We start from the raw sequence: 12,085 nt of genomic DNA on the forward strand, positions 1-12,085 counted from the left end.
TATTTCAATAATCGCTTTTAAGCGGTTATATAAAAAATTAGTGGTGGCTATAGCTCAGTTGGTAGAGCCCTGGATTGTGATTCCGGTGGTCGCGAGTTCGAATCTCGTTAGCCACCCCATTAATTTTGGTAGCTTCTTTGAAGTTCCCAGTTTGAGAAATCAAACGAAACGTCTCGGTGAATAGCGCAGCTTGGTAGCGCATCTGGTTTGGGACCAGAGGGTCGGGGGTTCGAATCCCTCTTCACCGACCACCTTAAGAAGCCCTAGTCGAAAGACTAGGGCTTTTTTACATCTGAAACTTAGATAACTTGAACAGAGTGGGGTTCGCCTGATGTTCAAAGAATGTCTCTTCACTGATCACTTAAGAAGCCTCAACTAGCCGTCCGCGTCAGAAATGACGGGGCTTCTTACATCTATCTCCCCTTCTTATATAAGACAGATTCCTAACGATCTGCTTGATAATGGTGCTGCTACAGAGTTGCTTTCTTTATCAAATGTACAGTTCTATATCTAATTTTATATAAATGGAGTGCTCAATAATTCGACATATTAATGGGTTTGGTCTAAAGACTTTTATGAAAAGTGAAACCTGACCCTAAATTTGCTCACTAAGGCCTGAATTTGACAGCTTTGTACGCATTTGGTCGTTCAAAAACTCCTCTGATTTATTAGGCCTTTCGTTTGTCTGTTTTGTATTTACCAAAATAATACAGATGGTTAAATGTATGGCTAATTAATGTTTATCTGGTTGTTTTATTTGTTCAAATTAACAAAATTAGCGTTTGTTTCTATAGTGTTAATTGTTTTTTGGAATAATTATTTGTTTTTAGTGACTGGTAGTGAGATCTGCTTTGAAGCACGGCTTTAACTCTACAAGTAAGTAGTGGTAAGGAGTTTGTGAGTATTTCTTGCCGATAATATAATGTTGATTTTTCTTACTATATGCTCTTTTGGTGAATAGTTATGTGGCACTTTTGCTTGCTAAGCGTTTAATGTCGACTTTTTATCCTATTTTTGTTGCTTTTCTGTGAATTATTTGCCAAATTGTCAACCGTATAAAATATCAGAACAATATTCTGGTAAGAATGGATTCAATTTTGCAGACAGGGCAGAAAGCTGCCAAAGCAGTAGAGGTCTGGTAATGTCACTTTTAGAAGTAAAAAATCTTCGTATCGAATACCCATCTCGTCATGGAGTTCACGCCGCAGTTAAATCACTTTCGTTCAACATTGAACGTGGTGAGATTGTTGGTGTTGTAGGCGAGTCTGGTGCAGGTAAATCAACAGTAGGTAATGCTGTGATCGATTTGCTGAGCCCTCCTGGCCGCATTGCTAGCGGCGAGGTATTTCTGGATGGCGAAAAAGTCTCTGGTTTATCTCCTGAACAGATGCGTTCTGTTCGCGGCTCAAAGATTGGTTTTATCTTCCAAGACCCAATGACTTCTCTTAACCCTCTATTCACAGTAGAACAGCAGTTAAAAGAGACGATTCATGCCAACATGAAGGTTTCGGATCAAGAAGCCTACCAGCGCTCATTAGACTTGATGAACCAAGTGGGTATCCCACAACCAGAAAACCGTTTAAAGCAGTACCCTCACCAATTCTCTGGCGGTATGCGTCAGCGTGTGGTTATCGCGATCGCATTGGCAGGTGAACCTGACCTAATCATCGCAGATGAACCAACAACAGCACTGGATGTTTCTATCCAAGACCAGATCTTGGGTTTGATTCGCGACCTATGTATTAAGAAGAACGTAGGTTGCATGTTGGTCACGCACGACATGGGCGTGGTATCTAACGTTACCGACCGCGTAGCCGTTATGTATCGTGGTGACTTAGTTGAGTTTGGCCCAACAGCGAAAGTTCTGGGTACTCCTGAGCACCCATATACACACAGTCTTATCTCTGCGGTTCCTCGTTCGGATCGCAAACTCGATCGTTTCCCTCTTGTTAGCTACATCGAAGAAGCACAAGAGATGGAACCATTGGATGTTAAGAACCACTGGTTAGGTCAAAGCCAAGATCACCGTGATTACACTGGCCCTCTGTTGAACGTTGAGAACGTAAACTTACGCTTTACTACCAAAGATTCTTTCTTTGAGAGCCGTCGTGAGTACGTTCAAGCATCAAACAACGTGAGCTTTGAAGTGCATGAAGGTGAGACGTTTGGTTTAGTAGGTGAATCAGGTTCAGGTAAATCAACGATTGCTCGTGTGATTGCTGGCTTGTACGCACCAAACTCAGGCAAGGTAACGTTTGAAGGCGTTGATCTTACTGGTCTGAAATCTGAAAAAGAACGTCGCCCTATGCGTCGTCAAATGCAGATGGTTTTCCAAAACCCTTACACATCAATGAACCCTCGAATGAAGATATTCGACATCATTGCTGAACCTATCCGATTCCATAAGCTTACTCGCAACGAAAATGAAGCTCGTCAGATCGTGAACGACCTGCTAGAGCACGTGGGTTTAGGCAAAATGGCTGGGGTGAAGTACCCACACGAATTCTCAGGTGGTCAACGTCAGCGTATTTCTATCGCTCGCGCTTTGGCGACTCGCCCACGTCTTTTGATTTGTGATGAACCAACATCGGCACTGGACGTGTCGGTACAGGCTCAGATTCTTAACCTACTAAAAGACTTACAAGACGAGCTAAACCTAACCATGCTGTTCATCAGTCACGATCTACCGGTTATTCGCCAAATGTGTGACCGTGTTGGTGTGATGCAGATGGGGACATTATTGGAGGTTGCGCCAACGGAGCAGCTGTTCCAATCACCTCAGCATGAATACAGCAAACAACTGATTTCTTTAATGCCTGAATTTACAGGCTTAAGAGAAGAAAAAGCAGTGGCACAAGCCGCGGTATAAAAATCAGCAGGCTGGAGTTTAGCTTGCTAACAACAATAAACAGACGCAAATACAACAACTAGGGATCTGGATTCCCGCATGAAGGAGTTATGCAATGAAAACCATGAAAAGCAAATTAGCAGTAGCTTTAATGGCAGCTGGCCTAAGCTTTAGTGCAGCAGCAGCAGATATTACCGTTGGCTACGCAGCTGACCCAGTATCACTTGACCCGCACGAGCAGCTGTCTGGTGGCACACTGCAAATGTCTCACATGGTGTTTGACCCTCTAGTACGTTTCACTCAAGAGATGGATTTTGAAGGCCGCCTAGCATCTAGCTGGGAGCGTGTTGATGAAACGACTTTCCGCTTCAACCTACGTAAAGGTGTGAAATTCCACTCTGGTAACGAACTGACTGCTGATGATGTTGTGTGGACTTTTGAACGTCTACAAGCTTCTCCAGACTTTAAGTCTATCTTCACGCCATACGAAAAAATGGTAAAAGTGGATGACTACACAGTTGAGCTAGTATCAAAAGCGGCTTACCCACTAGTACTACAAACAGCAACTTACATCTTCCCAATGGACAGCAAGTTCTACTCTGGCCAAACAGCGGAAGGTAAAGACAAGTCTGAGCTAGTTAAGCACGGTAACTCGTTTGCTTCGACTAACGTTTCAGGTACTGGTCCATTTATCGTAACGCAGCGTGAGCAAGGCGTTAAAGTAACGTTCGAGCGTTTCAACGATTACTGGGACACAGAAACTGAAGGCAACGTAGACAAGCTAACACTTGTGCCAATCAAAGAAGACGCGACACGTGTTGCAGCACTTCTTTCTGGCGACGTTGATATGATTCACCCAGTAGCACCAAACGATCACAAGCGTGTTAAAAACGCTAAGAACATCGATCTAGTGACGCTACCTGGTACTCGTATCATCACGTTCCAAATGAACCAAAACAGCAACGAAGCACTTAAAGATGTTCGCGTTCGTCAGGCGATTGTTCACGCAATCAACAACGAAGGTATCGTTAAGAAGATCATGAAAGGCTTCGCAACAGCAGCTGGTCAGCAAAGCCCAACAGGCTACGCGGGTCACAACGAAGACCTAGTTCCTCGTTACGATCTGAAAAAAGCGAAAGAGCTGATGAAAGAAGCGGGCTACGAAGATGGCTTTACGCTAACTATGATGGCTCCAAACAACCGTTACGTGAACGATGCGAAAGTAGCGCAAGCGTCTGCGGCAATGCTGTCTAAGATTGGTATCAAAGTTGATCTAAAAACTATGCCTAAAGCACAGTACTGGCCTGAGTTTGACCTATGTTCAGCAGACATGATGATGATCGGCTGGCACTCAGATACAGAAGATTCAGCTAACTTCAACGAGTTCCTAACTATGACTCGTAACGAAGAGACTGGCCGTGGTCAATACAACTGTTCTGGCTACTCAAACCCAGAAATGGATGCGATCGTAGAAGCTTCTAACACTGAAACTGACCCAGTTAAGCGTGCTGAAATGCTGAAAGGCGTTGAAGCAACACTTTACAACGACGCAGCATTCGTACCGCTACACTGGCAAAGTGAAGCGTGGGGCGCGAAGTCTAACGTAGGTGCAGCAGACGTAGTAAACCCAATGGTTATGCCTTACTTCGGCGACCTAGTTGTAAAATAATCTAGCTTGCTAGAATCGAGAGCCTGAAGCTTTTCAGGCTCTCAAATTATTAAGATATAGATTTAAGTTTCGGTATTTGGTCTTCCTTCAGTCTGGCTAAATACCTTTTTGAAGACTGAATTTTGTTATCTAGTCGCGGATTTCGACTAGATAGTCATGGATAGATAAGGGGCAAGGAATGGTTACGTTTCTGGTCAAGCGCCTGTTTCAGGCACTGATAGTGATGTTTGTGATCAGTTTGGTGGCGTTTGCCATTCAGGATAACCTGGGCGACCCGTTGCGTGAGTTAGTCGGTCAATCTGTTTCAGAATCGGAGCGTCAAGCGCTGCGTGATGAACTCGGCTTAAATGATCCCTTCATTACAAAATACACTCGCTTTGTGGGCGCAGCTCTACAAGGTGATCTTGGTACTTCATATTTCTTTAAACGCCCAGCTGTGGACGTAATCTTAGATAAACTAGTCGCAACGCTTGAGCTTGTGTTCGGCGCTTCTCTGATCATTGTTTGTCTGTCGATTCCACTTGGCGTTTATTCTGCAATACACCCAAAAAGCTTCTTCACTAAACTGGTGATGGCGGGCAGTAGTATCGGCATTTCTGTGCCTGTTTTCTTAACCGCAATCATGTTGATGTATGTATTCTCTATTGAGTTAGGTTGGCTGCCGTCGTTTGGACGTGGTGAGACCGCAAACTGGTTTGGCTGGGAGTCTGGTTTCTTAACGATAGATGGCCTTGCACACTTAGTGCTGCCGAGTATTGCTCTAGCATCTATCATGCTGCCTCTGTTCATTCGTCTAGTACGCTCTGAAATGCTAGAGGTTCTTAGCTCTGAATATATCAAGTTTGGTAAAGCAAAAGGTCTAGCGCTGAACAAGATTTACTACCAACACGCTTTGAAAAACACAATGCTGCCAGTACTAACGGTAGGCGGTGTTCAAATCGGTACTATGGTGGCTTACACCATTCTTACTGAAACTGTATTCCAGTGGCCGGGTACCGGCTTCCTATTCCTTGAAGCGATTAACCGAGTGGATACACCACTGATTACCGCATACGTTATCTTCGTTGGCCTGATCTTCGTAGTAACTAACACCATTGTTGACCTGCTTTACGGCATCATTAACCCAACAGTGAACATCACAGGGAAAGGAGCATAATCATGGAACAAACAACAACAGCTCCATCTCGTTGGGAGCGATTCAAGCAGTCAGACATTCTGTACTACTTCTTACGTGACAAAGTGGCAATGGTGAGCTTCGCTATCTTTGCAGCTTTCCTTGTTATGGCATTAGCGGCACCTATTCTAGCGCCAACAGACCCGTATGACGTGACGTCTATCGACATCATGGATTCTGAGTTGCCACCATCTTGGATGGAAGACGGCGAAGAACGCTTCCTACTGGGTACTGATGAGCAGGGTCGTGACATCTTATCTACGATGCTTTACGGCTCGCGTCTGTCATTGACGATCGGTTTCCTAGCGGTAGGTCTTCAGCTGACTCTCGGTATCATCATTGGCTTGTCTGCAGGTTACTTCGGTGGTCGTATTGATAGCTTCCTGATGCGTTTTGCCGATGTTCAGCTTTCGTTCTCAACCATGATGGTTGCGATCATTGTCTCGGCCATCTTTAAGGCGAGTTTCGGTAGTGACTTCTACGCGCAATATGCGGTTGTTATGCTGGTGGTGATCATCGGTATTGCTGAATGGCCGCAGTATGCTCGTACGATTCGTGCATCGGTATTGGCAGAGAAGAAGAAAGAGTACGTAGAAGCGGCACGTGTGATGGGCTTTAGAGCGCCTCGCATCATGTTCCGCCATATTCTGCCTAACTGTTTATCACCGATTTTGGTTATCTCTACGGTACAGGTGGCAAATGCCATCATGTCAGAAGCGGCACTTTCTTTCCTAGGTTTAGGTCTTCCGGTAGACCAACCATCACTCGGTGCCCTGATCAGTACTGGTTTTAACTACATTTTCTCAGGAGCATGGTGGATCACAGCATTCCCAGGTGTGCTTTTGGTAACATTGGTTCTCGTTATTAACCTATTAGGCGACTGGTTACGTGACGTGTTTAACCCGAAAATTTATAAAGGGTGATAGCCCGGTTTGATTTTTAGTAAAAAAAGTCACTAAATTAAGAGCCGTAAGCAATTACGGCTCTTTTTTTGCTTAATGGATCTGGAACTTAGTATTATTGACAGTGTCAATAATAGTTAAAATGGAATTCATGTTTTATCGACATAGATTCGGTAATAATTAGCCCGCAAGGGTTTAAGTGGTGGTTATGAAATTGACAATGAATGCTGTATGTCGTGCTGTGACGAGAAATTATCGTATGGGACTTATCGCTGCATCTCTTTTGGTATCGAGCCAAGTGAATGCAGAGTCGGTTCTATGTGATGCAACTCAGGCAAGCACCAACCAATTACCACAGCTAGAGCAATCATGTCCGATCGGTAAGGGCGTGTGGGGCAGTAAAGCACCAAAACGTCATTCAGATAACGAACTGTTTTGGGTTCAATGTGGCCTGCTGAACAAGCCTTTGTCACTGAGCCGAGCAAAGCCTTTGTATGAGAAGATCTCGACCAACGTTTGGATGAAGCCGGAAGGCGGAGACTACCGTTGCTTAATCGGACCTTATTCTACCTTCTCTGATGCGAGAAAAGACCTAGCTCAGGTGCGTAAGGTTTCTGGTTACGGTGAAGCCTTTATTCGTATGGTCGATAAGTCGAAAACCTCATCACAGCCTATTGTGGCAAAACCAGCAGAGCCAAAAGCGGTGACGCACAAGGCTCCTGCAAAAGTAGAAGCTAAGCCTGCACCGAAACCTGTGGCTACTAAGCAAGTGGCGGCGGTAGCGAGCGCTGCAGCAATTCAGACGCTACCAAGCGGTAACGCGAGTTCAGACAATGATCTAGAGATCGAGATTCGCGTGAAAGCAGACATTGCGGGTAGCCAATATGCTATTCCTTACCTTCTAGATCATCAACAACAGTTCTACATGGAGCAAGGTAAGCCTTGGAGCCGCCTAGATTACGATAGCGCTGAATTGGTGTGTAATCAGGTCAACATGAAGCTGATGAGTGAGAAGCAATGGCAAAGCATCTTGAGCTCAAAGATTATGGAAAAACAGAACTGGCCAATGCATCTCCCTTATTGGGGCGCAGATAAGAAAGGTCTGTTTACCAACGGTAACGTCAACCAGTTGAAAGGTTCTTCATTGCTTAATGTGATGTGCGTTAAGTAACGACGACCGTTACCAAACCAAATAAGCCTCAGCCATTGCTGGGGCTTTGTTGTTTATACGCCTCTCTTTTTCAACATCGGTTCGACTTTTAGACACTCGTTCTTCAAGACGAATTTGATTAAAAATCGTTAAAAATTGTTCAAATAGCGCGGCTGATGCGTAGAAAACCATAACTCAAGTAATAAGGTGATTGAGATTATGAGTTTAAAGAAACGATTAGAAGACGTGGCTCCACGCTTTGAAGCCGGAGGGAAGTACGAAAAGCTCTACCCAGTGTATGAAGCTTTCGCGACAATATTCTATACACCCGGAAACGTAAACCGCGGTATAACCCATGTTCGTGACAGCATTGACCTAAAGCGCATCATGATTCTGGTATGGCTGGCGACTTTCCCGGCAATGTTCTGGGGGGTGTATAACGTCGGACACCAAAGCGTCCTCGCATTAACCTCCAGCTATCAACTTAACGAACTTGCCTCGGTTATTGAAAGCAGCTGGCGTCTGTCGTGGGCATTTGGTGATGCGCAGTCATTGGTGGCAAGTGGCTGGGAAAGTCAGATGTTGCTTGGTGCACTCTATTTCCTACCCGTTTATGCCACGGTGTTTGTGGTAGGTGGCTTCTGGGAGGTTTTATTTGCCGTTGTACGAAAACATGAGGTGAATGAAGGTTTCTTTGTTAGCTCGGTACTATTCGCACTCATTCTTCCGCCAACCATCCCGCTTTGGCAAGCCGCTTTAGGTATCACCTTTGGTATCGTTGTCGCCAAAGAGCTGTTCGGTGGTACAGGACGAAACTTCTTGAACCCAGCCCTTGCAGGCCGCGCGTTTCTCTATTTCGCCTATCCAGCCAACATGTCGGGTGGGCTTGTGTGGGTTGCCGCTGACGGCTATTCAGGCGCGACACCGCTGAGTCAATGGTATGAAGGCGGCAGCACGTCACTCATCAATAACATGACTGGCGAGGCGATCACCTGGATGGATGCCTTTATCGGTAATATTCCAGGTTCGATGGGTGAGGTGTCGTCACTGCTGATCATGCTGACGGGGTTGATTTTGATTGTGATGAAGATAGCGTCTTGGCGCATTGTCGCCGGTGTGATTGTTGGGCTTGTGGCGACCTCGAGTTTACTGAACTGGATAGGGTCGGATACTAACTCGATGTTTTCGATGCCGTTTTACTGGCACTTTGTGTTGGGTGGTGTAGCGTTTGGTACCTTCTTCATGGCGACAGACCCAGTATCTGCCGCGTTTACCAATCAGAGTAAATGGGCCTATGGGATTTTGATCGGCGTGATGACGGTCGGCATCCGAGTGCTCAATCCAGCCTACCCAGAGGGCATTATGCTGGCTATCTTGTTCGCCAACCTGTTCGCTCCGCTATTCGACTTTGTAGTGAAAGAGCAGAACATTAAACGAAGACTTAAACGGACATCGCGCTAATCTAGGTGATTAAAAGTGAAAGTGACTCCCATAAGAAAGGCTTGCATTGATGCAAGCCTTTCAATTTTTATCGCGATTGATTTGAGGTTGATTTAACTCCACTTCAAATCAATCTCGAAAGGCTGTGTGCTACCACAATGCTCACCGCACATCTCGTCGTAGGCGCTGTTATGAACCAACATTGCTGATGCTACGCCTTGGTCACTAAAATGATCGCGTGCTTGGTTTACACTCAAAAACTTCATAGGATGCTGGTGGTCATCTTTAATTAATTGCTTTTGCCCGCCAATAACTTGGTAAGCCAAGTAGATCCCGCCTTCAAATGATTCGATTAGTAGATTCATCACAAACTCCATTGCTGATCTAGATAGGTGGATATTTGTGTTACGTCGAATCGAGAACCAAGGTTCAAAGCGGGCATAAAAAAAGCAGGCACAAGGCCTGCTTCTAAAGAGAGCTCAACTAAGACGTTGATTATCTCATGGTAACAAACTCTTCGCTGCCCGTTGGGTGAATTGCCACAACAGAGTCGAAGTCTGCTTTGGTTGCGCCCATCTTCATTGCAACGCCGAAGCCTTGAATCATCTCATCAACCGTGAAACCGATGCCGTGTAGGCCAACGACAGTCTCTTCTTCGCCAGCACATACTAGCTTCATCTTACAAGGTTGACGGTGCTTGGTTACTGCTGTGTACATCGCAGTGAAGCCCGATGTGTAAACCTTGATGTTGTCTTTGCCGTACTTCTCTTCAGCTTCTTGAGTCGTTAGACCAATCGTGCCGATAGGTGGGTGGCTGAATACAACAGTAGGAACTAGGTTGTAGTCCATTTTCGCGTTAGTTTGACCGTTGAATAGGCGCTCAGAAAGCTGACGACCTGCTTTAACCGCTACAGGAGTTAGCTCGATACCGCCTTCCATGATGTCACCAACACAGTAGATGCCAGGAACGTTAGTCGCTTGGAACTCGTCTACCTTGATGTAGCCACGGTCGTTTGTCTCAACGCCAGTTGATGCTAGGTTGATAGCGTCAGTCGCTGGGTGACGGCCGATAGCCCAGATAAGGTGGTCAACGTTTTGAGTGTTGCCATTCTCTAGGTGTAGAGTCAGTGTGCCGTCTGCTTCTTTCACTACTTCTTTAGGCACTGAGTGCGTGTGAAGTGTTGGACCTTCTGCTTCCATTACTTCTACTAGCGTTTCGATGATCATTGGATCGAAGCTACGTAGTGGAGACTCTTTACGGCAGAACAAGTGTGTTTCTGTGCCTAGTGCGCTTAGTACACCTGCGATCTCAACTGCGATGTAGCCAGCACCGATAACCGCAACTCGTTTTGGTTGCTCCATTAGGTCGAAGAAGCCATTTGAGTCGATGCCGTATTCTGCACCTGGGATGTTTGGAATTGCTGGACGACCACCTACCGCGATCAGGATGTGATCTGCTGTGTAGTGTTCACCGTTCACTTCAACTGTCTTTTCATCAACGAACTTAGCAAAGCCTTTGATTACGTTTACTTTGTTGTTACCTAGTACGCGGTCGTAAGATTGGTGGATACGACCAATGTACGCTTGGCGGTTTTCAATCAGCTTGCTCCAGTTAAAGCTTTTTACTTCAACGTCGAAGCCGTAGTCCTCAGAGTATAGGTTGATTGCTTCAGCGACTTGAGCGCCGTGCCACATTACCTTTTTAGGAACACAACCAACGTTTACACAAGTACCACCAAGGTCTTGAGCTTCGATAAGTGCAACTTTTGCACCGTGCATAGCTGCGCGGTTAGCCGATGCGATGCCGCCTGAACCGCCACCGATACAGATGTAATCAAAATGAGTCGCCATTACTTTCTCCATTTATTGAAGGTTGTAGTCACAGTGAGAGCACTGGATACCTACGTCCTATAGATTCTTAAATTGTCTAATTATTATATTGAGGGCAGATCGGTTGAACTCAATCTCCCTGTTTAAAATTTATTCGTCCACATCACAGTCTGTTGAAGATTCTTCAGTCTATGATGTGGACTCGAGATTACTCGGGTACGATCCACTCTACTTTGAAGTGACCGGTCGCTGGCGCAATTGCTTCCTTCAAGAATGGAAGAATCTCTTTCATTTGGCTTTCTAGCTTCCAAGGCGGGTTAATCACGATCATGCCTGATGCCGTCATGCCACGCTCGTTGGTGTCTGGTGATACGCCAAGTTCGATTTGTAGAATCTTGTTGATGCCTAAGCCTTCGAGACCTTCGATCATATCTTCGATATCACAGCGATTTACTACCGGGTACCAAATTGCGTAGATACCGGTTGCCCAGCGCTTGTGGCTTTGAGCGATTGCAGTCACGACATCACGGTACTCTTTTGCCAGCTCGTAAGGCGGGTCGATCAGTACTAAACCACGACGTTCTTTTGGTGGCAGGCTGCCCTTTAAGCGCTTAAAACCATCTTCTTTGTAGATAGATACCTGACGATCACGGTGGAACTCTTGCTCAAGCAGCGGGTGATCGGCTGGGTGAAGCTCAGTCAGTACCATGCGGTCTTGGTCGCGCAGATGGGCACGTGCAACACGTGGTGAACCTGGGTAGTAGCGCAGCTTGTCGCCGTTGTTTAGTGTTGAGATAGACTCAAGGTAGCTTTGAATGTCTTCAGGAAGATTCTGTTGTTCCCAAACGCGTGCAATACCTTGCTTGTATTCACCGGTTTTTTCAGACCATTCATGCGTTAAGTCGTAACGACCTACACCAGAGTGAGTGTCATGATAAACAAAAGGCTTATCCTTCTGTTTCAAAGAATTAAGAATAAGGCTCTGTACGATATGCTTTACTACGTCGGCATGGTTACCTGCGTGGAAGCTGTGGCGATAACTTAACAAATTAAACTCTCGTAACACTCTCGA

9 protein-coding genes and 2 tRNA genes are annotated in these 12,085 nt (G+C 45.7%); 8 read left to right on the forward strand and 3 right to left on the reverse strand.

What is annotated here, in order from left to right:
- Window positions 1-43: 43 nt before the first annotated feature.
- The 8 genes from A136_RS13220 to A136_RS13255 all read left to right on the forward strand — a co-directional run bounded on the left by A136_RS13220 (window position 44) and on the right by A136_RS13255 (window position 9,204).
- Window positions 44-119 (forward strand) — tRNA-His (locus A136_RS13220).
- Window positions 120-174: 55 nt separating this feature from the next.
- Window positions 175-251: transfer RNA gene (locus tag A136_RS13225), tRNA-Pro, on the forward strand.
- 890 nt (window positions 252-1,141) lie between these two features.
- The gene (locus A136_RS13230) at window positions 1,142-2,869 is read left to right on the forward strand and encodes a dipeptide ABC transporter ATP-binding protein (protein WP_017063037.1); all 1,728 of its coding nucleotides are present in this window, start codon (window positions 1,142-1,144) and stop codon (window positions 2,867-2,869) included.
- Between the two features lie 94 nt (window positions 2,870-2,963).
- Window positions 2,964-4,517 carry an ABC transporter substrate-binding protein gene (locus A136_RS13235; RefSeq protein WP_017060133.1) on the forward strand — a complete coding sequence of 518 codons (1,554 nt, stop codon included), beginning with the start codon at window positions 2,964-2,966 and terminating at the stop codon, window positions 4,515-4,517.
- A gap of 178 nt (window positions 4,518-4,695) precedes the next feature.
- Window positions 4,696-5,673 carry an ABC transporter permease gene (locus A136_RS13240; RefSeq protein WP_008218600.1) on the forward strand — a complete coding sequence of 326 codons (978 nt, stop codon included), beginning with the start codon at window positions 4,696-4,698 and terminating at the stop codon, window positions 5,671-5,673.
- A 2-nt stretch (window positions 5,674-5,675) separates the two neighbouring features.
- Entirely contained in the window at window positions 5,676-6,614 is a 939-nt protein-coding gene (locus tag A136_RS13245; RefSeq protein ID WP_017060135.1) for an ABC transporter permease, read from the forward strand.
- Window positions 6,615-6,801: 187 nt separating this feature from the next.
- Window positions 6,802-7,764: an SPOR domain-containing protein gene (locus A136_RS13250; protein WP_017063038.1), complete on the forward strand. Its 963-nt coding sequence runs from the start codon at window positions 6,802-6,804 to the stop codon at window positions 7,762-7,764.
- Between the two features lie 198 nt (window positions 7,765-7,962).
- The gene (locus A136_RS13255; RefSeq protein ID WP_017063040.1) at window positions 7,963-9,204 is read left to right on the forward strand and encodes an NADH:ubiquinone reductase (Na(+)-transporting) subunit B; all 1,242 of its coding nucleotides are present in this window, start codon (window positions 7,963-7,965) and stop codon (window positions 9,202-9,204) included.
- A 92-nt stretch (window positions 9,205-9,296) separates the two neighbouring features.
- Here A136_RS13255 and A136_RS13260 read toward each other — a convergent pair whose 3' ends face one another.
- The 3 genes from A136_RS13260 to A136_RS13270 all read right to left on the reverse strand — a co-directional run bounded on the left by A136_RS13260 (window position 9,297) and on the right by A136_RS13270 (window position 12,061).
- Window positions 9,297-9,548, reverse strand: coding sequence for a DUF6482 family protein (locus A136_RS13260; RefSeq protein WP_017063041.1), 252 nt, complete (start codon window positions 9,546-9,548; stop codon window positions 9,297-9,299).
- 130 nt (window positions 9,549-9,678) lie between these two features.
- Window positions 9,679-11,034, reverse strand: coding sequence for a glutathione-disulfide reductase (gene gorA, locus A136_RS13265; RefSeq protein ID WP_017063042.1), 1,356 nt, complete (start codon window positions 11,032-11,034; stop codon window positions 9,679-9,681).
- 187 nt (window positions 11,035-11,221) lie between these two features.
- A complete protein-coding gene (locus A136_RS13270; RefSeq protein ID WP_017063043.1) occupies window positions 11,222-12,061 on the reverse strand; it encodes a 23S rRNA (adenine(2030)-N(6))-methyltransferase RlmJ in 840 nt (279 codons plus the stop codon).
- Window positions 12,062-12,085: the final 24 nt, after the last annotated feature.

This window comes from Vibrio crassostreae 9ZC13 (assembly GCF_000272045.2).
GTDB classification, from domain to species: domain Bacteria; phylum Pseudomonadota; class Gammaproteobacteria; order Enterobacterales; family Vibrionaceae; genus Vibrio; species Vibrio crassostreae_C.